This window comes from Mycobacterium colombiense (genome assembly GCF_001665835.1).
In the GTDB taxonomy this organism is placed as follows: domain Bacteria; phylum Actinomycetota; class Actinomycetes; order Mycobacteriales; family Mycobacteriaceae; genus Mycobacterium; species Mycobacterium colombiense_A.
This window is the reverse complement of the sequence record NZ_LZSX01000077.1, coordinates 90,060-114,523: the sequence shown is the minus strand read 5'-3', so window position 1 is coordinate 114,523 and position 24,464 is coordinate 90,060. Positions and strand designations below refer to the sequence as shown.

Genomic DNA, 24,464 nt, shown 5'->3' with positions numbered 1-24,464 from the left:
GTCGCTGTGGCGAAGTGACTTTAGGGTACTGGCGGGTCCGCGACAGCCCGTCCCCATAGCGGCGGTTTCGGCGCGGCGGGAACCGGACCGACGCCATCCCCTGGTCGTTGTTTCGCCCCAGAAGGGCTGCGCTACAGACTGTTCGGTGGACACGCGGCGGCGGGCCGACCCGTCACTTGGCCGGATTAAGGTGTTTGGGGCGCGGCTGCTGCGGTGCTGCGGGGCGGGGTGCGCACCATCAGCATCGTCACCAACCCGGCACCCAACACCACGCACAGTCCGCCGAGGCCGGCGCGCACGGCGCCGAACCCGTCGACGAAGACCGAAAACAGCAGCGGCGCCAGGAACGACGCTGCGCGCCCTGTCATGGTGTACAGGCCGAAGGCCACGCCCTCCAAACCCTCCTTTGACATGCGCAGCAGCAGCGTGCGCGCTGACGCCTGCGTCGGCCCGATGAACAAGCACAGCAGCAGACCGCACACCCAGAACGCCTGCGCGCCAGACAATGTCAGCAAGCTCACCGCGACGGCGACCATCGCGGTCAGTGACCCGACGATGATGTTTTTCGATCCGATCCGATTGTCCAGTAGGCCGCCCAGTACCGCTCCACACATGGCCACAGTGCTGGCCGCCAGACCGAATAACAGCACGCCGGCCTGTGAGATGCCATAGGCGTTGACCCCCAGCACCGCCCCGAACGCGAATACCCCCGTCAGCCCATCGCGGAAGATCGCGCTGGCCACCAGGTAATAGACGAGATTGCGGTCGCGGCGCCATTCGGCGCTGAGGTCCGTCCACAGTTGGCGGTAACCGCTCAACAGGCCGAGTTGTGAGCGCGCTGAGGCGGCTGGTGGCCGCTGGCGGCTTAGGTTCCGCACCAGTGGCAGCGCGAAGAAAGCGAACCAGGCGGCGGTGAACAGCATTGCCATCCGCACGTTGTGACCATCGTGGGTCGCCAGGCCCAGCAGACCCCGCGTTTGGCCAGTCCCGGACATGAAAGCCACATACAGCACCAGCAATAACGTGACGGTGCCGGCATCGCCAGCTGCGAAGCCGAATCCGGAGATCCGCCCCGAGGTCTGTGGGGTCGAGACTTGGCGCAGCATTGCGTTATACGGGACGCCGGCAAGGTCAGTGCTTGCGGCGGTGGCTGCCAGTAGCGCTAACCCGGGGATCAGATAGCCGGGATGTTCGCCGATCACGCTCATCATGGCGGTCAGCGCCACGGCCAGGCCCGTCAGTACGATCAAGGCCTGGCGTCGGCGCCACGGGTGGGCCACCCACACGCCGATCAGCGGCGCAGCCACCGCGACGGTCAAGCCGGCGATCGCTTGGGCGCGGCCCAGCCAGCTGGCCGGTGCGCCACCGTCGGGCATGGCCTGGCCGACTCTGCTCGTTAGATAGACCGAGAACACGAACGACACCGCGATTGCGCTCAGACCCGTGCAGCCGCACGACCACAGCAGCCAAGCCGCCACCCCCGACCGGTTCGGTGTGCGCGGGCCCGAACGCAGATTTGCCCGGTCAGCGGCATCAACGCCGGTCCCCTCAGCCATGATGATGCCCGCTTGCGGTGGTGCGATGCTGGCTCAGGCAAACGACTGGATGGCCCACGTTGCGGGCTTCTGAGCCGATGGCGCTACCGGCGAAACCGGCTGCGCTGGTGACGAACACACGCATCGCGCGCTCCTTAACGGAAAAAAGTAGAAGTTGGCCAGGTGCCGCACCGGATGATGCGAGAGGTAACTCCACGATGGGGCCAGCTGACTGGTCAGGTCCAATGAAGTTTTTGCACAGCGCGTCCCGCGCCATGCAACAGCGCAGTTCAACGCGTGGAACAAACGAGCGGTCCAGGGCTGCACGGACCCCGGGCACCGAAGCTAGGAGATGAGTCGCAGGCTCTACTTCACTGTGTGCGCGTCACGGCCGAGCTAATGCGTTGGAACGCTTTGGGGCCACTTGGCTTCGCGATGGCCGACGATTTGCGCGTCCGCGAACGTCTCCCGGTCAAGCCCAGGGACGTGGTGTACGAGATCCAATGTCCCCGTGCGGGTGTCGAATTGGCGGTTTCTGTACCCGTTGCGCTGGTTTGTTCGGTAGACGTCCTCCCGGTCTGCCACTATTACGAAGGGTTCGGCAAGCCGATCGCCGACATGCTGGCAACCGGTGCGATCGGCTGGCATTACGATGCTGGAATCACTGCCTTACGCATGATCGTTTCGGGCGTGTTCGACCGCTTCCCCGACCTACAGATGATCCTGGGGCACTGGGGCGAAGTCGTCCTGTTTTATCTCGACCGCATTTCCGTCCTCGACGGGCTAGCCCACCTCCAACGACCAATCGCCGACTATTTCCGCTCCAACATCCACGTCACACCCGGCGGAATAGCTAGCCACAAGTACCTGCGGTGGACCCTCGAGACCCTAGGAGCCGATCGCATCATGTACGCCTCGGACTACCCATTCAACCGCGAACGAGACGGCGCCGTAACACAATTTCTGAACAACGCCCCCGCGAGCCAGGATCAGCGTGCGCTCATCGCGCACACCAACTGGGACAAGCTCGTCGCTAACATACGACGTTGATCCAACGCTGCGCAGAATTCGCCGGCAGGACAAATCAATCATTGAGGGCGGCCAATTGGCAGATTCCCGCCCTGAGCCCTTGTCTGCTAATCAATCAAGGGTTGCGCCAGGCCCGCGATGAACAGATCGATCATGCCGTGAACGTCATACTCAGGATCGGCTTCCACGCCGATGCACAGGTTGCCAACGCCGTGAAGGAAATCCAGCGGCCGGATGTCGCCGCGCGGAAGACCGCTCGCCGCAGCGACTTTCAGCAGTCGATCACATACGGGCAACAGCCGTTGAAGGAATTCGGCATGCAAAGCGTCGAAACCAGCCTGGTCTGAGCGCAGCGCCCGGGCCAAGCCGTGCTTGGTGACCAGGAAGTCCGCGAACCGATGAACCCACGACCGCAACGCTGCATACGGGTTCTCCTCGGGTGTCGGGACGATCGTCTCGATCGAAGACAACGCATCGAGTTGATGCCGAAAGACCGCCACCACGAGGTCGGCGCGGGTGGGAAAATGCCGGTAAATAGTGCCCATCCCCACGCCGGCCTCGGCCGCAATCGCACGCACGGGAGCATCAACCCCGGCGCGTACAAAGACGGCCGCAGCGGCGTCCAAGAGCACTTGCTCGTTGCGACGCGCGTCGGCGCGCTTGGCCGACTGCGTTCGGGCTACGGGGGTTTGGGGCGGCACACGTCTCCTGTTCAGTTCAGTTGAAAAGCGGAGCGCTGTTCCGCTAAGCTAACGGAGCGGCGTTCCGGTTCATTATCTTAGACCGCCGCTTCCCATCACCGAGTGACCCAGAAGAGGTTTGAGACATCATGAGCGGCACCCTTGCGACGCCTGAGAATCACGTCGATCGAACGACGCCAGTCATTTCGGTCGCGCCCGTGACCCTAACCGCGGCGGGCCGCGGCCACGACCTGCAGGCCCGCGTCACCGCGCCGACGCGTGGTCGGGGCCTGCCGGTCATCGTCTTTTCCCACGGCATGACCCTGACCATGGACGACTACGCACCCTTGAGCGAGTTCTGGGCTTCCCATGGGTTCATCGTGATCCAGCCCACCCATCTCGACTCCCTTGGGCTCTCCCCCGAAGACCCGCGCACCCCTGACATCTGGCGGATCCGGGTCCAGGACCTGACCGGCATCCTCGACCAACTCGACCGTGTGGAGGCCGCCGTGCCAGGGCTGTCCGGACGCATCGACCGCGGCCGCGTGGTAGCGGCCGGGCATTCCTGGGGAGCACAGACCGCAAGCATGCTCGCCGGCGCGCGCGTCATCGACGCCGGCCATCAGCCCGGGCAAAGCTTGGCCGACCCGCGGGTGAAGGCGGCGCTGCTGCTCTGCTTGCCCGGCACCGGGGGTGCTGATCTGACCCCGTTGGCCGCAGAGTACTTCCCCTTCATGAATCCAGATTTCGCAGGACTGACGACCCCGAGCTTGGTGGTGGCAGGTGACCACGACCAGTCCCCACTCAGCGTGCGCGGGCCGGACTGGTTCATCGACGGCTACCGACTCAGCCCAGGCGCCACCGACCTGCTTTTGCTGGCCGGCGGGGAACACGGCCTCGGCGGCATCCAGGGGTACAACGACACCCGCACCACCGATGAAAGTCCAGAGCGTGTCGCACTGGTCCAGCACGCCACAGTGGCGTGGCTGCGCACCGCACTCGGTTTTGACGACAGCGCATGGCCTTCCGAACGACAACGACTCGCCGCCTACCAGCCCCTAGCACGAGTCGACTCGAAGTAAACGATTTCCGACTTCACATGCATTGCAAGCGAAGCGAGACACTGTCCTGGCACCTCTAACTAACAAAAACAACAACGCGAAAACAACCTGGCCTGACCCCGTTCGGTTGATCCACGAGATCTGTACCCGTGTTGTTGGTCCACCGTTGTGAGAGTCGAGGGCAGAGTGATCATCGGGAGGTCACATGCCCCGGCAGTATTCGTCGTCGGTGCGCCGGCAAATCGTTGCGCGGCTGCGATCGGGTGAACCGGTGGCCGCCGCGGCGGTCGATACTGGGATCTGTGAGGCCACACTGTTCCGGTGGAAACGTCAGGCACTTATCGATGCCGGAGTCATCGAGGGCATCCCCAGTGTGGAGGCCGACGAGCTGGCGGCCGCTCACAAGCGCGTCGCTGCGCTGGAAGCCGAACTGGCGTTGACCCGCGATGCCTGCGAGCTGTTCGATGAACGGGTGGTGGTGCCCCCAAAACGCCGACGCGCGATCGCTGAAGGGCTGATCGCGCGAGGACATTCGGCCCGATCCGCCTGTCGGATAACAGGATTAGCGCGTTCCTTGCTGCAATACCACCGGCGTCGCCCTGTCTCAGACCGCGAGGTGCGCCGGCTCATCGTGGCCGACACGATCACCGAGATCCACCAGCGATCTCGCGGCACCTACGGACGCCGGCGAGTCCGCGCCGCGCTGCTTGCCGACTACGAGATGAACGTCAACCTCAAGCTGGTCAATAGATCATGTCCGAGCACGGCCTGTGTGGGCTACCGCGGCCGGGACGGCGTAAGCCCAATCTGATCGGTGTCGATACCCCTGTTGACCTGGTGAATCGGCGGTTCACCGCCACTGGGCCAAATGAGTTGTGGTGTACCGACATCACCGAGCATCCGGCCCGTGATGGCAAGGTGTACTGCTGCGCGATCTTGGACTGCTTCTCGCGCATGATCGTAGCCCGCACCTTCTCTACGACCGCAGACACCGCATTGGTCAACAACGCGGTCAACATGGCCGTGGACAGCCGAACATCAAGTGGTTCAACGATTCTACATGCCGACCATGGCACCCAATTTACGTCTTGGAGCTTTGGTGAGAACATGCGTCGATGGGGCCTTCTCGGCTCGTTTGGCACCGTGGGCGACTGCTTCGATAATGCGGCCATGGAGTCCTTCTGGGCCAGACTGCAGGTCGAGCTCCTCAACACCCGCAAATGGGCCACCACCATCGAGTTGGCCGCCGCCATAGCCGATTACATCGACAACTTCTACAACGTCGAACGGCGCCACAGCTATCTCGGTAACATCAGCCCGACAGAGTTCGAAACGCTCTGGAGGTCCACCTATTCGATCCCTCAGCTCGCATAACCACGGCTCGAAACCGCGGGGCCAGATCAGTGGACTCAGTATCGGGGACTCGCCACGCGGTCCGGACCGGTTCATCGAGGGCTACCGGCTAAGCCCGGGCGCAACCGACCTGCTGGTGCTCGCCGGCGGCGAACACGGCCTTGGCGGTATCCAGGGTTTCAACGACACCCGCACCACCGACGAGAGCCCAGAGCGCGTCGCGATCGTCCAGCACGCCACGGTGGCCTGGCTGCGGACCACGCTCGGCCTTGACGACAGCGCATGGCCTCGCGAGCGACAACGACTCACCGCCGCCCCCGAGCATCCGGCAACCGTCGACTCGAAGTCGAGGCAATGATCGTCATTACCGGCGCCACCGGCTCCGCAGTCGTCCGCGCATTGCTTCGCAAGATCCCTGCGGGCGAACGGCCCGACATTGGGCGAACTCATCGGTAGGCCCCCGCAACCAATCCACACATTCCTCAAAGCGCTCTTGGACACCCTGACCAGCTGCCGCCGCGACGACCGCGACCACGGGCGACCTAGTGACCCTCGATGCGGCTGGCTTGGCCGCCTAGTGCTCGACGAAGTCGTTGCTGTCCCAGTCTGCTCGGATTGGCCACGTCCGCGCTGGTCATGCGGATCTACCAGGTAGGGCTGTTCATCTGATTGGCCAGTTCAACACGTTTCGCGCGGTGCGGCCCAGTATCCATGTCTTTTCTTCCTCAGACAGCGACGGGCAGTGGCGAATAGCGAAGAGGGCTTCGCCCCAGTTGGCTCGTTGACGGCTCGCGGTGTAGTCGCTGGCCCACATGACGCGCTCGGGCCCGAAAGCATCGACCGCGCGACGCAGCTTGCGGTCGAGATCGTGGAAAGGGTAGGGCGTAGTCGAGAGGAAGGACGGAGCGTGCGCCCACTTGTAGGCGACATTGGGATAGCGTGCCATCGCCACGGCGTCGTCGATGGTGGCTTCCCCGGGTGGTGCGTCGAACGCCGCGCCGCAATGGTCGATGACGAACTGGACGTCGGGAAAGCGTTCGGCGTATTGCGCTAGATGCGGTACCCGCTTTGGGCAGCTGACGAAGACCGGAAGGTTATGGGGGCGTGCAGCCTCGAGGAGCCGGTCGTGGCCGCCGGATTCGAACAGCGCGCCTTGGGCCGGGTTGATGACGAGAGTGCGCAGTGCCTTGAAGCCGGGTGCTGCGCTCAACGTGTCGATCCAGCACTCAATGCCGGGGTCTAACGGGTCGACTCGCATCAAAAACGCGAAACGCTCGGGATAGCGCAGCGCGGCCGCCTCGGCATTGGGTCCGACGCTGCGAAAGGCGCGGTTGGTCAGCCGATAGCCAGGGTGCAGTGCCCCGTCCTCGGCCGCCTCCGCGCATTCGTCGTAGAGCAGCCCCTTGATGCCCAGCGCATCCATGATCGCCAGCGTGACCTCGGTGCCCAGCACATTGGCATGTACCTGCGTGTCGACGATGTCCATGATTTCTCTCGGTTCCCCGCGGGTGCGGGGGCTGGGCAGTTGACTCACTTCTGTGTGTGCGCAACGGTTTTCAGCGGTGGGCTTATTCGAGCAGTCCTGACTCTCGGATCGACTCGGCGAGGGGCTCTAAGACGGCTGGATCATGCGGCGGCAACAGGTACACGACCGCAAGTTCGAGTCCTTCGGCCGCCATGGCCGCCACCTGGTCGATGACCTGCGCGTAGTTGCGGTCGCTATCGAGGAGAAAGTGTCCGCATAGCGTGATTTCTTTCGGGTCGCGTCCCACGTCTGCGCAGTGGGCGGCCAGCACATCGCGCTTGTGGGCAAATTCCGCCGGCGTGCCGTCGCCGAAGTCCCAGCGCTGCGCGTAGCGGGCGGTGAGACGCAGCGTGCGTTTCTCGCCCTTACCGCCGATCAAGATCGGCGGATGCGGCAGCTGCGGCCCCTTGGGCTCGTTGCGGGCGGCCTTGAGCTGGTAGTAGCGGCCGTCAAAATCCGTGGTGTCGCGGCTTAACAGACTCATCAGTACCTGGCAGGCTTCGTCGAACCGGTCGAAGCGTTCCTTGATGCTGCCCAACTCGATGCCATAGGCATTGGACTCTTCCTCATTCCAACCCGCGCCGATCCCCAGCTCCAGCCGACCGCCCGAAATGATGTCTAGAGCGGCGGCCATGTTGGCCAGTACCGCGGGGTGGCGGTAGTGCATACCGGTCACCATCGTGCCCAGCCGCAGCCGGGTGGTGGCCTGGGCCAGCGCGGTCAGGGTAGTCCATCCCTCCAGGCATGGGCCGCTGGAGTCACCGCCGAAGATGGGATAGAAGTGGTCGAAGGTGAATCCGGATTCGAACACGTTGATGTCGTCGGCCGCTTTCCACACAGCCAGCATCTGCGGCCAGGTGGTGTTTTGCGGTGAAGTTTTGAACGCAAATCGCATGGAATGCCTTACCTCAGCTCTCTGCTTGTCGAGACGGTTGTTGGTGTACGTCTTGACGGTTGGTGGCGTGCGCCATGGTGCGGATGCGCAGGCTCACCCATCCGAGCAGGCCGACCCACAGCAGTGGCAGCGCCGCGCCGAACAAGAAGTGTCGGTCTGGCAGGCTTCCGTTGGCCACGTAGATGAGGGTGGCGACCAGGTCCACACTTTGGATGCCGAGCATGGTGGTGATCCAAAGCTGATGGCGCGGTGGCGCTTTCGCGGCGGCAAGCATGCCGATTCCGTAGCCGATGAACCGGGCGCCGGCCGTCGCCAGAACGAAGTTTACCCAGGGTGGGGCGGCGGACGCTGCACCGAGCATCGCGCCGACGGCAGTCGGGCGTGCTAAATACATAGTCCCGCAAATGATTTGGATGATGCCGACGGTGGCAAGTATGGCGCGTTCGATCCGCATGTGGTCTGCCTTTCGACGGGGGCGTGGGGTGACCTAGGCGGCGCTGTTGGGGGTGAGGTCCCGTACGCGCTGCAGTTCGGGCGCATCGACCGGCAGGCCTTGGTTGTCGTGACGGGGGGTATACGGCTGCTGCAGCCGATCGAGTTCATCGCCGGTCAGTGTGATGTCAAGAGAGGCGATGGCGTCGTCAATGTGGGTGGTGGTGTTTGCGCCGACGATGGGGGCGGCGACCACCGGGTTGTGCTGCAGCCAGGCCAAGGCGATGCTCGCGCGGGACACACCATGGGAGGTAGCGATGTCACCGACGGCGTCGATGATGGCCCGGTCGGCTTCGGCGGTCTGATCGCTGTAAAAGAGGCTGAGCCCCGGATCGGACTGTGAACGCGTGGTCGCCGTCTTCTCCGACGGGCGGGCAAGCCGGCCGCGCGCTAGCGGGCTCCACACCATGGTGCTCACGCCTTCGTCGGCGCACAACGGCAGCATCTCGCGTTCCTCCTCACGGGCGAGCAAGTTGTACTGGTCTTGCATGGTGATGAAGGTGGCCCAACCATATTGGCGTTGTAAGTGCAGGGCTTTGGCGAATTCGAAGGCACGCATCGAAGACGCCCCGAGGTAGCGTGCTTTACCAGCCTTCACCACGTCATGCAGTGCTTCCAAGGTCTCTTCGATCGGGGTGTGGACGTCGAGGCGGTGGATCATGTAGATGTCGACGTAGTCGGTGCCCAGCCGGCGCAGGCTGTGGTCGATCTCGGCCATGATTGCCTTGCGGGACAGTCCGTGTCCGTTGGGCCCGGGGCGCATCGGGGAACACACCTTGGTGCAGAGGACGACGTCGTCGCGGTCGGCGAAGTCCTTGAGGGCCCGACCGAGGATCTCCTCGCTGCTGCCCAGCGAGTATCCGTTGGCGGTGTCAAAAAAATTGATGCCTGTCTCGACGGCGTGCTTGATGAGCGGCCTGCTGGTTTCCTCGTTCAGCGACCAGACGGGATACCCGCGGTCGGGCTGGCCGTAGGTCATCGCGCCGATGGCGATCGGGGAGACATCCAAACCAGTGGTTCCGAGTTTTATGTAGCGCATAGGGCTTCCTGTTCGTGGGGTTCGGGTTGCGGGACGCGCGAAGCAGCGCCTGGTCAGCCCAGCAAAGCCAGTTTGGGGATGACCTCGTCGCCCAGGCGGCCGACGAACCCGATCGGATCGGGATTTCCCGGCAGGGCAGCAATATTGATCAATTCAATGCCCGCCTCGGCGAAGCCCTGCATCACACCCATAAACGAGGTGGGATCGCCGAACGGATCGAACTGTGGACCGATCATGAGGGTCTTGCGGATCTCGCCGGGGTCTCGTCCGATCCCCTCGCAATGCCGTTTCAGGATTTCGACCTTGTGTTTCACCTCATCAGGTGTCGCGGCGTTGCTATTCCACACGTCGGCGTACTGGGCGACCATGCGCAGCGTCTTTTTCTCGCCGTCGCCGCCGATCAAGATCGGCGGCCGCCGAATCGGCTGCGGCTGGCAAATCGTTTCGGCCAACTGGTAGTGCTGACCCGCATAGGGGCCGTCATTGTCACTCCACATTTGGGTGCAGATCTGCAGTGTCTCTTCAAGCATTTCGAATCGTCGGTGTAACGGCGGGTAGGGGAAACCGAGTGCCAGGTGCTCGCGTTCGTACCATGCCGCGCCGAGGCCGAGCATGGATCGGCCTTGCGACAACACATCAAGGGTGCTGACGATTTTGGCGAGAAGACCCGGATAGCGGTAGGTCACGCCGGTCACCAGCAAGCTCAATGTGATCTTTTCGGTCTGTCCGGCAAGGAATCCCAGCGACGTGTAACCCTCCAAGAAGGGATCTTGCGCCTGCCCGACGGCTTCCATCTGAAAGAAGTGGTCGGCGAGCGTGAACATCGTGGCGCCGGCTTGCTCGGCTAACTTGGCCGATGCTGCCATCGTGGGCCCAAGCTTGTCGGGAGCACCCGGCAGGAAGTCGATGAAATGTACGCCCAGTTCCATGAATTCGTTGTCCTTTCCTAAGAGGTTGTCGGTTGCCGCGGAAACGACCCGACGTGCGTTTCACCTCGCCAGGCCCTGCGGCAGAAGCGTCCGCAAGCGACGCCGCCCGCGATGTAGTCTCGACATCACCGTTCCCGCTGGGCTTTTGGTCAAGGCGGCGATCTGCTTGACCGGCAGGCCCTCCACGTCGGCGTAGTAGACGACGGTGCGAAACGTCTGCGGCAACGCGCGCATCGCGCTTGCGAGATCGGCATCAGGCATCGCGTCGAGGGCTTCATCCTCGGCTGCCCGCACGTGGCTTGACCATGGCCGCGCATCGACGCTTTGGCGACTGAGCAGCATCTCTTCGGTGAGTGGCACCGCGGGCTTACGCTGCCGGCGTCGGTAACTGGAGATGTAGCTGTTGGTCTGGATCCGGTACAGCCAGGCCCTGATGTTCGTTCCCTGCCGAAACGTGTGAAGGCTGTTGAGCGCCTTGAGCATCGTGTCCTGTAACAGGTCATCGGCGTCGGCAGGGTTGCGCGTCAACCGCATGGCGTGTGAATGCAAGGCGGGCATCAGCGCGACCACCTCACCCTCGAATCGACCCGCCATTACCGCGCAGTCGATGCTGCCCGCGGGACAAGGATCTGCAGAGGTCATCGCTCACCCACCTCGCCGGTAGTTTGCCTAGGCGTCAAGGGTGTTCGCGCCTGCCTACCCGACCGGAACACTCGTCGGAGACTAAGTCCGGTGATCATGGGGTCGGTAGCCAAAACGATCAGACCGAGCATGCTGGCAGCGACGAGGACCCAGGCAATCACATGGAGACCCTGATCGCCGACGCGGGCGTGGAACGCCACCGAGATGAGTGCTGCAGACGCGATCGAGCCGACGTAACCAAAAGATCGCAACAGGCCCGACGCCGTCGCGATCTGATCAGCGCTTACCTGCGTGTACAGGGCCGTTTGGTTCGCGCTCGCCATCGCGCCCATGGCGACCCCAAAAACAAGGGTGATCAACACGATCCACGAGGTGCTAGTGCCGGTGTCCGACAACAACACCCCGATCGATCCGGCCAAACAACAGACGCCGACGGCGATCAGCGGGGCGCGGATGAGGTTGCGGGCCGCGACCGGTTGCGCAACGACCGCGGCCAGGCCGGTCATCGGCAACAGCAGCAAACCCGAGGTGCTGGCAGAAAAACCGCGGCCGGCCTCCAGCCATTGAGTCACCCCGTAGAACACGGCGTAGATGCACATCGTGGTGAGCGCAAAACGCAGGTAGGTGCGGGCCAATCCGGTGTGGGCGGCCAACATATGGAGGTCGATGAACGGAGTGCGCACCTGCAGCTCCCAGCACACCAAGGCGGCGCCGATCACCAGGGACACAGCCAACGCGGCCCACCGCGGATGCGGTAGCGAGACTAAAAAGACGAGAAGCGCTCCCAGCGCGCCGCCGAAGCCGACGATCCCGACTGGGTCGAGGTCGGCAAGGGTCCGCCGAAACGTTCTGCGCTCTGGGCTATTCGGGTCCGCGGGAAGCCACGCCAGTGCCATCACCAGGGCCGCGACGCCCACGGGGAGATTGATCAAGAAGGTGGCCCGCCACCCTAAAGCGTCGACCAGCACGCCGCCGATCGGAAGCCCGGCGGCCGCGGTCACCGACCCGGCAATTACCAAGCCTCCCAGGACCGGCCCCGGTGGTGTGTCCAAACGGGCCTGCACTGCGCGTCGGCGGATGAGAAGCATCGCCGAGGGATAGGCGCACGAGGTCCCGACACCGATCAGCACCCGAGCCACCACCAACGCCGGCAGGCTGACGCCCACACCGCCCACCAGACCACCCACTAGCAGTGCGACAACGCCGGTCACGAGTATCCGGCGCGGCCCGAACTCCTCGGCCAGCGCGCCCGCGGTCGGCTGACCAATCGCTGTCGCCAGGTACAGCACCGAAATCAACAACGAGGCTTGACCCGCCGAGCAGCCGACCGCGGCAGCGATCGGGACGATTGCAGTCGCGATTACTGAGCTGTTAATGGGATTCAGAGCTGCGCACACAAACAGTGGCGCGCAGAAACGCCACCCGAATCGAGCGGGAGTCGTGTCGGCATCTGCCATCAGATGTGGTCACCGAAGCGTTCGAGTAACGGCGCCGCTTGCCCAAGGGCGCGCAGCTCTTCGGCGGTGAACTCTTCGGCGAGCACCTTTGCAAACTGACGAGTCCGCGCGTCGCGCCTGTGGCGCACCATGTCGATACCCGCTGCGGTCAGCGACATGATCACCCGCCGACCGTCACCCGGATCGGATTGCCGCTGCACCAAACCGCGCGACTCCAGGCCGGCCAGCGTGACCCCCATGGCCTGCGGGCTGATCTGTTCGACCCGCGCCAACTCCGCCGCCGAAGCAGGACCGCCACGATCCAGCCTCGCCAGGGCCGCCCGTTCCGGCAACGTCAACTCACCGGGCGCCTGCGGCTGCCTAGTCCGACGTGCGATCAGAGCGATCCCGCGGAGCAAGGCCGCGCCCAGCTCGTCCAAGTCGAGGCTGTCGTCCATATGCCAAACCTAGATTTGTCAATCTAGATTTGTCAACCCAGGTTGTTTAGTTATGCCCGGAGAGCCGCCGCCTAGGATGTCCTGACCACGGAGGCTGGCGACGGCGTGACGTGGTCAGAAACTAATCCGCTGCGACGAGCGCGCGTGCGTCGTCGATGACGGCTGGCCGCTGCGTCGCGCCGCCGAGCGCTTCCAGGTTGCGGCGACTACCGCAGCGCTGGGCAGGTCGGTATCGAGAACTCGGCGAGGCCAGGATGGCTGATCGCAGTTCATGACCGAGGCGCAGCCCAAATCGCAGGCCTCTTAACTGCCTGTTCCTGCCCGCGGGGTAGTGGCGGTGGACATGCTGATGTCGGATCCTCAAGAAACCCCTGTGCCGGTGCGCCACAAGTGATCTCCCGTCGTCGCCAGGCTCAGAACCCCATAACGACGTGTCAGCACCATTGCCTACGCCGTAGCGGAAGCGCGGCATCACCTTTTCGATGCCTGCGCGGTCACACGGCGGCCAAAAGCCTGGTGAGTCGCGCGCTCACCCTCCCAGGTCAGACTTGACGCGATCGGGGCAGTCGCCGGTTGCGAGGGCTGCCTGCAGGTCTGTTAGGGCGGTCCGGATCACGGCACGGAGCTCGCGTTGGGGATCCTGTACCCAGTCATCAACGGCGGCGATGAAGACCGTGGTGGCCGCTTGGGCGACGAAGACGGCATGTCGCCGGGTGATGCCCCGGCTGACGAGCGCCTCAGCGATCGCCTCCACCATCTGTGCCATTTTCAGCAGGTCCCGCTCGCGCAGTTCCGGGGAGGAGTCGATGATGGCGCGGCGGGCCCGAGCCAGCTCGGGGAAGTCCGCAATCGGCGCCGAGGCGCGCGTGAACGCCTGCACGGCCCTCTCCATCGGACTCAGATCGCGGTCGGTTTCGGCCAGCGCGGTCAGCACGCTCGCCTGCAAGGCGTCGGCGCTGGCGAACATGACCTCGCGTTTGTCGGCGAAGTGATTGAAGAACGACCGTTTCGTCAGATTGGCACGTTCGGCGATCTGGGCCACCGTCACCTGGTCGTACCCACGCTCGATGAACAGCGTCATCGCCGCCTCCTGCAATCGTCCTCGGGCATTGGGTGGCCATCGAACCATGAGGGCAAGCCTACCCGATGCTATTGCACCTGGTGCAATAATCCTTTAATGTGACTGCACGGAATGCAATGACCTGGTCAGGTCGGAGCGCTTCCGCCCAGCCAGTTCAGCAAGGAGCAGCCACCATGAGCACACCACCGACGTCCGGACTGGCCATCGCCGTCATCGGCGCCGGGCGCATCGGCAGCGCCGTGGCCTACCAACTGCACCGCGCGGGCCACCAGGTGACCGTCGTGGCACGGCGCGATTCCGCGCGTCTGTCCCAGTTGCGGCGCGATCGCGGAATCGTACTGACCAGTGGAAAGCGCGCCGAGGTCACGGTCGCCGACCATTTCGAGGAACAGAAGGCGTTCGACCTGGTCATTGTCACCGTCCTCGCCCACCAGGCGGGCGCGGTTCTGCCGGCCCTGCGGCGCAGTAAGGCCCGTGCGGTGCACTTCATGTTCGTCACCCCCGAAGCCGAACGCCTGCGCTTCGCGGTCGGCGCGAATCGAGCCACGTTCGGCATGGCTGCCGTCCTGGCGACGCTCGACGGTGACGGCCGGCTCGGCCTGACGATCCCGAAGACCAAGGCCATGCAGGGCGACCAGCGGTGGGTGAAGCTGTTCCAGGCCGCGGGCATGCCGTCGGCCTTCGAGCCGAAGATGGGACGCTGGCTGCGCTCCCAGGTGCCTCTCACCATTGCCATGGAGGGCGTCGCGGGCGCCGGGATGCGCCATAAGCGCGGGGCCACCTGGGCCGAGGCGAAGATCGGGGCCCGGGCGCTGCGCGCGGGGTACTCGATCCTGCGCGGTCTCGGAGAAACCCCCTACCCGGGCGCGAAGAACCAGATCAGCCGTGCCCCGCGGCTGGCTCTGACACTCATTCTGTGGGGCGTGTCGCGCAGCAGGTTTCGTGAGACAGTCGGGAACTCCGCCGAGGAGTGTCGAGGCCTGATCGACCTGCTGGTTGCCGAGTCCTGGCGCGAGCCAGCACTGCGCGAGGCCGCCAGCGCGGTGCTCGCGTTGCGGCCCGCGGAGGCCGGCGGCCACCGCGCTGCCCCCTCCCCGCTCGCCTGACACCTGCGACCAGAGAAAGCGGACTAATGAACTTCGGACCCTACGGACCCGAATACCCCGACGTCACCTACGTCCCCCACGCCTACCACGAAGCGCTGTTCGACACCGGCGAAGTCACACTGAATTACGCCGTCGCCGGTATGAGCAGCACGCCGGCCCTGCTGCTCATACCGCCACAGGCAACTTCTTGGTGGGGCTACGAACAGGCCATGAAGCTGCTCGCGGCCGACTTTGAGGTCTTTGCAGTGGATTTGCGCGGCCAGGGACGCTCCAGCCGCACCCCCGGGCGGTACACGGTCGACAACATGGGCAACGACTTGGTCCGGTTCATCTCGGGCAGGATCGAGCGTCCGGTCATCGTGGCGGGCAACTCCTCCGGGGGGCTAATCGCTGCGTGGCTGTCCGCCTACGCGCCACCAACCATGCTCCGCGCGGCCTACTACGAAGATGCGCCATTATTCTCGGCCGAAATACGGCCACCGTACGGCCAGGGTATGAGCCAAACCCATGGCCCCATGTTCAAGCTCGTCAACACCTACCTCGGCGACCAGTGGCAGGTCGGCGACTGGAAGGGCCTGCAGCGAGCGCTCGCCAGAGATCTACCGCCTGCGGTGCAGCAGGGTCTTTCAAAGATGGCCGCCGCCGATCGTGGTGCAGGCCACCAGCCGTACGTCAGCGGAGATCATCCGCCGCAGACCTTAAAGGAATACGACCCGGAGTGGGCCCGCGCCTTTTGGACCGGCTCGGCCACCGCCTCATGTGGGCACGCCCAGATGCTCGCCGCGGTCAAGGTCCCGGTCCTGTTCACCCACCACTTCCGGCACACCGACGAGACGACGGGCCGACTACAGGGCGCCATCTCCGACCTTCAGGCACACCACGTGTGCGACATCATCACCCAGGCCGAGCAGCCAATCGACTACGTATCACTGCCCGACGCCAGTCACAACCTGCACCAGATCGACCCGCAGGCATACACCCGGATCCTGCGTGACTGGGCCTGCGCGCTCGACCAGAGAACATCGTCGTAGGCCCCGCGCACCGCACCAACCTCGAGCAACCGAAGAGGAACAAGACAATGACCTTGACCGAACAAAACCTGGCCCTCTGGCTAACCACGCCCGACACCGTTGACTTCCAGCTCGGGCCCGCGCCCTACACGCCGCCGTCAGCTCACGAGATCGTCGTCCGACAGCGCGCCACCGCCGTGAACTTCATCGATGCGATCACCGGTCCGGCATTGCGGGAGATTCTGCCGTGGCTTACCTACCCGGCGGTGGTGGGTTCCGATGTCGCCGGCGACGTCGTCGAGATCGGCGCGGGCGTCACCCGATTCGCCGTCGGGGACCGCGTCGTCGGCCATGCGATGGGCATCGAGGAATCGCGCAACCGGGCGGCTGAAGGCGCTTTCCAACGCTACGTCGTGCTGATGGAAAGCATGACCGCCGCCATACCAGACTCACTAAGCTTCGCCGACGCCGCGGTGTTTCCGATGTCGATCTCAACCGCGGCGACCGGACTGTTCCAGCACGACCACCTAGCCTTGGCGATGCCGACCCCGAAACCCGTCGATCAACGCGCCACGGTGTTGGTCTGGGGCGGGTCGAGCAGCGTGGGAAGCAACGCGATTCAGCTCGCCCGTCATGCCGGCTATAAGGTGATCACGACCTGCTCACCGCGCAACTTCAACTACGTGAAGTTCTTGGGCGCCGCCGAGGCGTTCGACTACAACACCTCCACCGTCGTCAACATGATCGTCGAAGCAATCGACGCCCATTTGCTTGCAGGGACCCTGGCGATCGGGACCGGGGCGCTCGACAAAGCGGTCGAGATCGCATCACGGACGGCAGGAAGCAAACGCGTAGCTCACGTACTGCCCGGGGAGACGACGCGCCACGGCGACGTTGTCGTTACCGGGATATGGGGTAACAGCCTCAAGGACAACGAAGTGGGATCGGCCATCTACAACGATTTCCTGCCCCACGGACTGGCCTCGAGGACCTACCGATCCGCACCGCCGACACGCATCGTGGGCGACGGACTAGCCGCCATCCCGCAGGCACTACTCCAGCTCCAAGGAGGCGTATCGGCAGCGAAGCTCGTCGTCACCGTCTAGTTGTCCGTGTCAGGTGACGTCCTCACAAGTGTCTGTAGTCAGCGATGGCGGTTACCTCAGCGTCTTCGCGCACCCGCGCAGGTCGACTTATCGCGCATCCGTTCGTGGATAACCGCTGTTATTCATTGGGTTTGACGCCTGACACGCACCGACGAGGATCAAATCCAGATGCTGCCGCCTATTGAATAGTCCGTGCTCCCTCGTCTGCGACGACCGCCGGTTGTTAAGTATCGTCGCCGATAAGGACCAACTATGTCGCCGACCGGGCCTCGTCATCTACTTCCCGACTAGCAGGACCCGGGTGTAGGTGCCACCGCGCGGGCGGCCGCGGCCCCTATCTAGGTGCGCAGCTTGTTCCACGGCTGAGGCGCTCACCTTCGGTGCGGTGGACCCGCCATAGCGCGCCGGTGTAGTCGGCAATGTGGTGGGTTCCCTGCTGAGGTGTTCGGGGGCCCGTTCGTAGCGCCTTCGGTGGGCCGTAGGTTCACCAGCGCCCGAGGTCGGCGATGAATCCGGCAACTAACGCCGGGTCGCCGCCGCCGGCCAGGTGCTCGATCGCGGTGCGGTCGTCGAAGTCGGGCTGCGGGGTGTGCATGAATATCTCCAGAACCGCGGGGGTGATGCCCCGTGGTATCGCGCGCACTATCGCGTCCAAGCCTGGAAGCAGTCCGTCACCTAGGAACTGCCAGCGCGGGATGCGTCGGCTTCCTTGAAGATCGAAGGCCCATAACGCTTTCCCAGTGATGCGCCGCGCCACCCGGGAGCGGTCGACGCCGAGCATCGCGGCGGCTTCCTCGATGCTGACCGATCCTGAGAGCGCGCTGCTGAGTTGGCGCACCGCAATGCGGGCGCGGGTCCGACGTTCGTCATCGGCCGACCAGGCGCCGATCACGGATGCTGCCTGGGGTTCGACGCGCATGCGCAGGAAATCCACTTCTGCCGCCGACAGGGTGGCTGCCCAGGGGATGGCCGCAAAGGCGGAGTCCAGCTCGTCCAGGACCTCGTCGACGGTCAAATCAATCCGATGTTTAGCCAACAGCGCACCAAGCGCGCGACCCGTCGACCCATCCACCCTGCACAGGGTAGCGCGGCGATGCGGGGATGTGCGTGGATGTGACCGGATAATGCATGTCCGGGTCCTCCCTGAGCCGTCACAGCCTCGTACGTAATCCCGGGTTGGGATTTACATGTCCAGCCTGCTCACCGTCTGGCGCTACGTCGACAGCGGCGAGCGCTGCCGGTGCGCATGTCACCCACGGCTACCCGAATCCGCGTTCAGCCAGAACGGCTGACTAGCAATGCGTTTCGCGGCAGGATCGAAATCCGCCACCATCAAGCCAGACAGCTCCAGGCGTGACTCGTATCCGACGTGGGCACGCTCAGTTGCGCACCAATAAAGTCCCGAATAGTTGCGCCGACCCAAATACCACGGAAGTGTCCGCCACGGTCTACCTCGCGCCACAGCGTCAGCATCAAGCTCAGGCCAATCGACCACGATCTCTGAGCCGCCTGAAGTCTTATACGACGCGTGTATGTAATCACGGGAGAGTTTTTTCATCGACGACACCATCCATTTCAAGCAACTTCGGCTTGTTGATGGCGCGCGCAGCTTGACCAGGCATGGAAGCGTCGTGGTGAATTTGTGATGCATTTGCAGATAGACCGCAATATGGTGGTCGCTTTCCAAGGCACTAAAAAGCAAAGCGGTTATGTCCACGAATTCTAGAGTCAGTTGACCACGAATTCGGAACCACGGCGTCAGGCGCCTAAATTCTAAAGCACAAAAGATGTAAACAAATCTAAGCGCACGAAAGGTAGACAGGGTAATATGCAATCCATGGCACCAGATACAAGCGCCATTCAGGTGCCGACCCCAACCCACGACGAGCTCGCTGCGCAGGCTCGCCAGCGCGGCATCTCGATCGCGGCTCTCCTCGAAGACCTAGCTGAACAGGCTGAGCGACAAGCCGCATTCGCGGCTGAGCGCACAGCCACCATGGCCGACACGGACAGGTCCGGGATCCAAGACGAGGACCTGAATTGGGACACCACCACAGGTGATGGCATTCAGTGACACACGGCGCGCGGCGCTTCGGCTGGTTACACACAGAGCAGACCGACCTGGGAAACCAGTGAAACGCCGGCCGGCAGCGTCGCCGGCAACGCTCGTCGGAACCAGCTTCTTAAAGCAATTCGGAGCAAGAAATGCTTCAGCAAGACGTTGCAACACCGAGAATTGGCTCCGGCCCCACGGCGCGGCGCTCGCTGCCCGAAACTTCAACTCCGTTCCAAGGATTCGCATACACCGAAGGGCCGGGTTAGCTCTTTTTGAAGTTGCTGATGTACGCTTGTGCCGGTCTCGGCGAACAACGACTCCTGGATTGAGATCCTCGAGGACTTTGCGACGAATTACAAGACTTCCCCGTATTCGCGAGCACGGCGAGCACAAATCCAACCTTGATCCGATACAGCCGGTATCAAGCCCTACCAATTCGGGGCCATCGTTGATCACCCGACACTCGAATAGCTCATCGACGAAACCCGAGCAACCTGGATCCAGCCACCCCATCGGATGACGTAGATGTCGGAAACTACGTCGAATAGCCAATCACTCCGGTCGGTTTAGAGGTGAAGTCACCACATTCAACTGGGGAGGGCTACGGTCCTCCAGCGACAATCGGCATTATCCATGAAATTAGTCTGATATTGCAGCAGATGAAGCCCGATCAGCTGCGCGGAAACGGGTCAGCATTCAGGGCCCCTCCCCTAGCTGCACCTTCACCTTCTCGCCGCGTCACGACAGGGGCGACACCGACGGAGTCGGATATGCAGCCTTACCGGTAAACTACGCCGCGCTTCCTATTACATTGTGTAGCAAGGTATTTCAGTTAGAGCTCGATGGGCTCCACACCAATGAAAGCCGCTAGATCGGCCGCGTCTCGGTGTCCGTCGTAGGCCCGAAGCAGCTCGATTTACCGCGTCTTGTCAAGGTCCCAGTCGTACTGCAACTGGGTGGGATTCTGAGCTGCCGCGAACACGAGGTCAGCGAGAAACCTTGTGGTGCGCCCATTTCCGTCCACGAAAGGATGGATTCGCACGGTTTCGGCATGCACGACGATACCCAGTTGCCGAGGCGTCCAGTCCTCGGTTCGTTCCCACCGGTAAGCAATAGTGTCGAGCGCGTTTCGCAGCTCAACGGCAATCTGCTCGGGCGCGACGCCGATGTTGAACTCTAATCGCCGCCACCGGCCGGCCCAGTTCCATACCGGGCCGAACAGTCGCGCATGGAGATCGCGCACGAAGTAGTCGCTGAGAAGCTCGTTGAGCGGCAACGAGCCGTCGAGCGCCAAGGGCATCAGTTCATCGAACAGCCGATCCTGAAGACCCTGTTCGAGGTCATAGACGGCAGCGGGCGTGACCGGCTTGTCCAGGACCTCGACGACCTCCGGGAGCAGGGCAGTGAGTTCGTCATGCGGAAGTGGGAGTCTCACCGTAGCCCGGCGTCAGCGGCATCAGCGCTTAGGTGGCTGCTGCTTCGCGATGTAGGCCTTCACGCTGGCCGACCGGCTGTAACCAGGGGGAACCACCCTGCCTTCCAACTTGGCCGAGGCCTTCGTGGCGCGCACCCCCGCCTTCTTGACGGCAGCCTTTGACACGACCACCTTCTTAGGTGTCCGACGTTCCACAGCTGCACCTCCTCAAACTCAAAGCCTTGGCTCATCCTACCGGCCGACCGTGGCCTTCAACCAGGCCGTTTACGGCTCGCTGCCCGATTTCGAAGTCACAGACGGACCCACTGGTTTCAACAGCGCTACTTCGCGCACACAACGATCGTGTGTAACACCGCGGCAGCGTGGTTGATCCGGAACCACCGGCATGGTGTGTCGGTCTGAGCTGCAACAATCGTGCCCGCCGCATCCTCAACTCGGCGACAGGGGTCTTGAATGCAGCTCAACGCGACCTACGCCCGGTTCTTCCGGTCGCTGAACTACGACTACATTCACGCTTCATCGGAGACCTACCCGCCCCGGGTGGCCTTAGCCGTTATCGCGTAAGAGATGACGCCCGTTGAGCGGGCGGCGGTGTTCCCTTGCCGAGACGCATGCGTTTAGCTTCGTCGATGACGTCGGGGAACGCTTGTTGGAGTGCGGTGCTCAGGTCATCGCTGGGTGCGCTGTAGTAGCGCAGGGCACCGAATTTCTCTTTGACTTGGTGTACGACGTAGTCGGGGTCGATCGCTGCGAGGCGCTCATCGAGATTGGCCACGATCGGGTACCAACCGGCGTCGTGGCTGATCCAGCGGCCCCAGCCGTCGGGGATTCTGCGCAGGATGCGTTCGAGCGCCTCGGCGTACCTGCCGGCATCGGGCGGGATGCACAAGGTGTTGCACAGCGTCTCGGGGTCGATGTCGCAGGAGATAAGGCGGTTGAGGGCGGCGTGCGTGTCCTCGGTGGTCGCGGTGCCGTCGCAGACACGCTCCCCCATTTCGCGTAGGTCGGAGGTCACGGCCCGCCAGGGCATCTCCTGCCTGTCGCTGAGTTCGGGGATTGCGCCGTCAGCACTCATCTAGAGGTACATGCCTTCAGGAATCGTGGGGCGGTAGCGTCCGCTGCCCACCTCCGCCAAAAGCGTTGCGGTACTGACGTGTCCGTTGGCACCCGCCAGGACGGCACGGCGGACTATTTCACGGATGTCGCTGCCGCTGGTGCGCTCGGGAAGCGCCGCCACCACACCCGCACAGTCGACCGCGCCGCCGCCAGGCAGATCACGGATCAGGGCCGCCAGAATCCGCGCAGCATCGGTAGGATTCGGGTAGCCGACTTCGACGATGGAGTCGAACCGCCCGGTGCGAATGGCCGCCTTATCCAAAGTGGCGGCGTCGTTGGTGGACGCCAGCGTCAAGATGCGGGCGTCGGCCTGGATGTCCATGGCTTGCAACAATTCCGACAACCCGGCACCGCCGGTGCTGCGGTCTCGGCACCACAGGTCAATGTCTTCGAGCACGAGCAGCACCGGACCGCCGAGAAGCTGGGCTTCCTCCACGACGGCGCTGAGCAGCTGGGTACCGGCTTTGGCCTCGACGTAGATGACGGTGAATTCCCCAACGACCTCGCGGGCCACGACCGCGCTCACGGCCGATTTCCCGGTGCCTGGCGGACCGCACAGCAGCACACCACGGCGCGCACCCAGGCTGTGGGCGTTGAGCAGGTCGTGGCGGTCGCGCACCGCGCGGATGCCGAGATCAATTTCAGTCCACACCTGATCGGCGACAATGACGTTCTCTCGGGTTGCGGTCGAGGGCAAGTCGATGACGGTCAAGGTCAGTCCGGCGCTGTGGGTGGCGCGCACGGCGTGGCCCCGGTAGGGGTTGAGCTCGTTGGCGCGTTCACCGAGCCGGTCCAACAGCACGCGGGCGCGATCCTGGTGGCCCGGCGCCACATAGGCGCTCACACCGACCGACCGCAGCATGCTCTGCCGCCCCTGCAGGGCGATCACACACCCGGCATCGTCGAGCAGCGTCCCGGCGGGAAAGTACACCCGCAAACACAGCGGGTGGCGGTAGTCCTGACCGCCGATCCGGGTTTGCGTCCACTTCGGCGGGTCTCCGTACTCACCAGGACCGACCTGGCAAACCTGCGCATACTTATCGATCCACTCAGCCAGCGCCAGCGCGACGGTGAACCACGACAACGGGTTAAGGCCGCGTTCCTCATCGACCAGTTGCCCGCAGCCCGCCACTCCCAGGCAGCGGGCGGTGAACTGGTCGGCGTTCTCCGGTTTCTCGGTGCCATGGTGCTCGGCGACACCGACCAGCAGCTCGCCCAGGGCGCGCAGCGCGGGCCGCACACCACTGTCCACGCTCTCCAGCCACGTGCCGACGTCGGTAATAGGTCGCCGATGCCCCTCCGCGCCACCCGCGGGCTCGGCGGTCAGGTCGCTCAGTTCGTCCTCAGTTCGGTTCATCGCCTCATTCATCATGTCGGAAAAAGGGCAGCCGAACAGAATCGCACCCCGCCGGGTCTGTCGTCAACATTGTTTTCCAGCAAGCGCTGATTCAGCTTGCCACGCAGCACCATCCACACGGAACGTATTGCGCCCCTCCGCAAACGCTAAAGGTCGACCCGCTGCACTGACCCAAAGAATTGAGGCGACACCACGGCACGCTCATGCCATCCTCGATGGCATGGATGAAGAATCCAAGGAGCTTTATGTCGCCGACTTCTCTAACACTCCCGGAGCCGCCGACCACCAGAAGCAGCTCGAACGCGCCCGCACCGAAGCACGCCAACGTTACCGCGACCACCTGACCACAGTGTTCGACCTGCACGGCACCGCCGACCCCGACGTGCTCGCCGACGTCACCCTCGATGCACTCACCGTCTGGCGCTACATCGACACCGGTGAACGCTGCCGGTGCTCGTGTCACCCGCGGCTGCCCGAAACCGACCTGCACGACTACGGATTCGCCTGCCCCTGTGCCCGCACCCCCCAAGACCGCCGCCGCGCCTGGGAGGAATGGCGCAACGACATCAAAGCGTTCTGGGAATCACCAGCGGGCCAACAGATCACCGCCGATGAACAGGCCGCCGAAGCCGACCTCCAAGCCTGGCTGGCGACACAGCACGAGGTCGTCGTGAGCAGCCACGGCGGACTGGCACCTGAGCAGTGGGACGGCGCCGTGGACGGCCACAGCTTCTACTTCCGCGAGCGCCACGGCGAGTGGCGCATCGAACTCGACCTGCGGCCCAGTGGCCGCTTCGCCCGCACTATCGCCGGCACCGACACCGACGGCACAATCCACTACAAGGAAAAGGAGCTAGACGAAGGCGACGTAATCGCCCGCGGCACAACCGATGACGACGGCTACGGCACCACGCCCATTGAGCGGGCACAGTTCATCATCGACACCATCCGTATCCACCTCGCCCGCCAGGCCTGCACACTGCACCGCGACGATCTGTCCTCGATCGAAGCATTGCTCGGCACCAACGTCACCTGGTGTCCTGCCTGCGGAACCCGCCTGCCCAACCCGTGACCGCGCGGCCACGGGACAGGGCCAAAAGCGACGACATTTCGCTGCGCGCCG

At 63.8% G+C, this 24,464-nt stretch carries 28 protein-coding genes and 1 pseudogene; 11 read left to right on the top strand and 18 right to left on the bottom strand.

Annotated elements, in window-relative coordinates; genetic code table 11:
- Window positions 1–185: 185 nt before the first annotated feature.
- Both A5760_RS18250 and A5760_RS27810 read right to left on the bottom strand, forming a co-directional pair.
- Entirely contained in the window at window positions 186–1,556 is a 1,371-nt protein-coding gene (locus A5760_RS18250) for an MFS transporter (protein WP_082279525.1), read from the bottom strand.
- A 375-nt stretch (window positions 1,557–1,931) separates the two neighbouring features.
- The gene (locus A5760_RS27810) at window positions 1,932–2,183 is read right to left on the bottom strand and encodes a transposase (protein ID WP_419538254.1); all 252 of its coding nucleotides are present in this window, start codon (window positions 2,181–2,183) and stop codon (window positions 1,932–1,934) included.
- Here A5760_RS27810 and A5760_RS27695 point away from each other — a divergent pair.
- Entirely contained in the window at window positions 2,085–2,585 is a 501-nt protein-coding gene (locus A5760_RS27695; protein ID WP_419538255.1) for an amidohydrolase family protein, read from the top strand. The two genes, A5760_RS27810 and A5760_RS27695, sit on opposite strands and share 99 nt — an antisense overlap.
- 86 nt (window positions 2,586–2,671) lie before the next feature.
- Here A5760_RS27695 and A5760_RS18240 read toward each other — a convergent pair whose 3' ends face one another.
- Window positions 2,672–3,265, bottom strand: coding sequence for a TetR/AcrR family transcriptional regulator (locus tag A5760_RS18240; RefSeq protein WP_064883268.1), 594 nt, complete (start codon window positions 3,263–3,265; stop codon window positions 2,672–2,674).
- A gap of 128 nt (window positions 3,266–3,393) precedes the next feature.
- Between A5760_RS18240 and A5760_RS18235 the strand changes: the two genes are divergently transcribed.
- From A5760_RS18235 to A5760_RS18225, 4 genes are all read left to right on the top strand, one after another.
- Complete coding sequence (locus A5760_RS18235) at window positions 3,394–4,326, top strand: alpha/beta hydrolase family protein (RefSeq protein ID WP_064883266.1); 933 nt, start codon at window positions 3,394–3,396, stop codon at window positions 4,324–4,326.
- Between the two features lie 184 nt (window positions 4,327–4,510).
- Window positions 4,511–5,116 (top strand): IS3 family transposase, encoded by a 606-nt coding sequence (locus A5760_RS26745; RefSeq protein ID WP_155764368.1) that lies wholly within the window; start codon window positions 4,511–4,513, stop codon window positions 5,114–5,116.
- The gene (locus A5760_RS18230) at window positions 5,059–5,679 is read left to right on the top strand and encodes an IS3 family transposase (protein WP_155764367.1); all 621 of its coding nucleotides are present in this window, start codon (window positions 5,059–5,061) and stop codon (window positions 5,677–5,679) included. The genes A5760_RS26745 and A5760_RS18230 overlap by 58 nt, the downstream gene beginning before the upstream one ends.
- Before the next feature lie 115 nt (window positions 5,680–5,794).
- Window positions 5,795–6,016, top strand: coding sequence for a hypothetical protein (locus A5760_RS18225; RefSeq protein ID WP_064883264.1), 222 nt, complete (start codon window positions 5,795–5,797; stop codon window positions 6,014–6,016).
- A gap of 303 nt (window positions 6,017–6,319) precedes the next feature.
- Here the strand turns inward: A5760_RS18225 and A5760_RS18220 are convergent, their stop codons facing one another.
- The 8 genes from A5760_RS18220 to A5760_RS18185 all read right to left on the bottom strand — a co-directional run bounded on the left by A5760_RS18220 (window position 6,320) and on the right by A5760_RS18185 (window position 13,074).
- Window positions 6,320–7,144: an amidohydrolase family protein gene (locus A5760_RS18220; protein ID WP_064883262.1), complete on the bottom strand. Its 825-nt coding sequence runs from the start codon at window positions 7,142–7,144 to the stop codon at window positions 6,320–6,322.
- Window positions 7,145–7,226: 82 nt separating this feature from the next.
- On the bottom strand, window positions 7,227–8,078 hold the full coding sequence (locus tag A5760_RS18215) for an LLM class F420-dependent oxidoreductase (RefSeq protein ID WP_064883260.1): 852 nt from the start codon (window positions 8,076–8,078) through the stop codon (window positions 7,227–7,229).
- 13 nt (window positions 8,079–8,091) lie between these two features.
- Window positions 8,092–8,532 (bottom strand): hypothetical protein, encoded by a 441-nt coding sequence (locus tag A5760_RS18210; protein WP_064883258.1) that lies wholly within the window; start codon window positions 8,530–8,532, stop codon window positions 8,092–8,094.
- 33 nt (window positions 8,533–8,565) lie between these two features.
- Window positions 8,566–9,609: an aldo/keto reductase gene (locus tag A5760_RS18205; RefSeq protein WP_064883256.1), complete on the bottom strand. Its 1,044-nt coding sequence runs from the start codon at window positions 9,607–9,609 to the stop codon at window positions 8,566–8,568.
- 53 nt (window positions 9,610–9,662) lie between these two features.
- Window positions 9,663–10,538, bottom strand: a complete 876-nt coding sequence (locus A5760_RS18200) for an LLM class F420-dependent oxidoreductase (RefSeq protein WP_064883254.1) — start codon at window positions 10,536–10,538, stop codon at window positions 9,663–9,665.
- Between the two features lie 60 nt (window positions 10,539–10,598).
- The gene (locus A5760_RS18195) at window positions 10,599–11,132 is read right to left on the bottom strand and encodes a sigma-70 family RNA polymerase sigma factor (RefSeq protein WP_231122666.1); all 534 of its coding nucleotides are present in this window, start codon (window positions 11,130–11,132) and stop codon (window positions 10,599–10,601) included.
- A 44-nt stretch (window positions 11,133–11,176) separates the two neighbouring features.
- On the bottom strand, window positions 11,177–12,637 hold the full coding sequence (locus tag A5760_RS18190; protein WP_064883251.1) for an MFS transporter: 1,461 nt from the start codon (window positions 12,635–12,637) through the stop codon (window positions 11,177–11,179).
- Entirely contained in the window at window positions 12,637–13,074 is a 438-nt protein-coding gene (locus tag A5760_RS18185; RefSeq protein ID WP_064883249.1) for a MarR family winged helix-turn-helix transcriptional regulator, read from the bottom strand. The genes A5760_RS18190 and A5760_RS18185 overlap by 1 nt, the downstream gene beginning before the upstream one ends.
- Before the next feature lie 105 nt (window positions 13,075–13,179).
- Between A5760_RS18185 and A5760_RS26740 the strand changes: the two are divergent.
- A pseudogene (locus tag A5760_RS26740) lies at window positions 13,180–13,346 on the top strand (helix-turn-helix domain-containing protein); the annotation flags it as partial.
- Between the two features lie 257 nt (window positions 13,347–13,603).
- On the opposite strand, the gene A5760_RS18180 reads toward A5760_RS26740, so the two are convergent.
- On the bottom strand, window positions 13,604–14,155 hold the full coding sequence (locus tag A5760_RS18180) for a TetR/AcrR family transcriptional regulator (protein WP_196772126.1): 552 nt from the start codon (window positions 14,153–14,155) through the stop codon (window positions 13,604–13,606).
- Between the two features lie 173 nt (window positions 14,156–14,328).
- On the opposite strand from A5760_RS18180, the gene A5760_RS18175 reads away from it, so the two are divergent.
- The 3 genes from A5760_RS18175 to A5760_RS18165 are packed head-to-tail and all read left to right on the top strand — an operon-like array spanning window position 14,329 to window position 17,377.
- Window positions 14,329–15,261, top strand: a complete 933-nt coding sequence (locus A5760_RS18175; protein ID WP_231122665.1) for a ketopantoate reductase family protein — start codon at window positions 14,329–14,331, stop codon at window positions 15,259–15,261.
- Between the two features lie 26 nt (window positions 15,262–15,287).
- Entirely contained in the window at window positions 15,288–16,292 is a 1,005-nt protein-coding gene (locus A5760_RS18170; protein WP_064883245.1) for an alpha/beta fold hydrolase, read from the top strand.
- A gap of 47 nt (window positions 16,293–16,339) precedes the next feature.
- Window positions 16,340–17,377, top strand: coding sequence for a zinc-binding alcohol dehydrogenase family protein (locus A5760_RS18165; protein WP_082279524.1), 1,038 nt, complete (start codon window positions 16,340–16,342; stop codon window positions 17,375–17,377).
- Between the two features lie 484 nt (window positions 17,378–17,861).
- Here A5760_RS18165 and A5760_RS18160 read toward each other — a convergent pair whose 3' ends face one another.
- Complete coding sequence (locus tag A5760_RS18160) at window positions 17,862–18,449, bottom strand: helix-turn-helix domain-containing protein (RefSeq protein ID WP_082279523.1); 588 nt, start codon at window positions 18,447–18,449, stop codon at window positions 17,862–17,864.
- Between the two features lie 177 nt (window positions 18,450–18,626).
- Window positions 18,627–19,094, bottom strand: coding sequence for a hypothetical protein (locus A5760_RS26735; RefSeq protein ID WP_155764366.1), 468 nt, complete (start codon window positions 19,092–19,094; stop codon window positions 18,627–18,629).
- A gap of 120 nt (window positions 19,095–19,214) precedes the next feature.
- Between A5760_RS26735 and A5760_RS18155 the strand changes: the two genes are divergently transcribed.
- Window positions 19,215–19,451: a hypothetical protein gene (locus A5760_RS18155; protein WP_064883326.1), complete on the top strand. Its 237-nt coding sequence runs from the start codon at window positions 19,215–19,217 to the stop codon at window positions 19,449–19,451.
- A gap of 898 nt (window positions 19,452–20,349) precedes the next feature.
- Here A5760_RS18155 and A5760_RS27395 read toward each other — a convergent pair.
- The 4 genes from A5760_RS27395 to A5760_RS18140 all read right to left on the bottom strand — a co-directional run bounded on the left by A5760_RS27395 (window position 20,350) and on the right by A5760_RS18140 (window position 23,341).
- Window positions 20,350–20,733, bottom strand: coding sequence for a Fic family protein (locus tag A5760_RS27395; protein ID WP_231122664.1), 384 nt, complete (start codon window positions 20,731–20,733; stop codon window positions 20,350–20,352).
- A 156-nt stretch (window positions 20,734–20,889) separates the two neighbouring features.
- A complete protein-coding gene (locus A5760_RS27005) occupies window positions 20,890–21,033 on the bottom strand; it encodes a hypothetical protein (protein ID WP_196772127.1) in 144 nt (47 codons plus the stop codon).
- A gap of 388 nt (window positions 21,034–21,421) precedes the next feature.
- Window positions 21,422–21,943, bottom strand: coding sequence for a hypothetical protein (locus A5760_RS18145; protein ID WP_064883242.1), 522 nt, complete (start codon window positions 21,941–21,943; stop codon window positions 21,422–21,424).
- Complete coding sequence (locus A5760_RS18140) at window positions 21,944–23,341, bottom strand: AAA family ATPase (protein WP_064883324.1); 1,398 nt, start codon at window positions 23,339–23,341, stop codon at window positions 21,944–21,946. It lies immediately after the preceding gene.
- Window positions 23,342–23,561: 220 nt separating this feature from the next.
- Here A5760_RS18140 and A5760_RS18135 point away from each other — a divergent pair, with 220 nt between their 5' ends.
- Window positions 23,562–24,413, top strand: a complete 852-nt coding sequence (locus A5760_RS18135; RefSeq protein WP_064883240.1) for a hypothetical protein — start codon at window positions 23,562–23,564, stop codon at window positions 24,411–24,413.
- The last annotated feature ends 51 nt before the right edge of the window (window positions 24,414–24,464 follow it).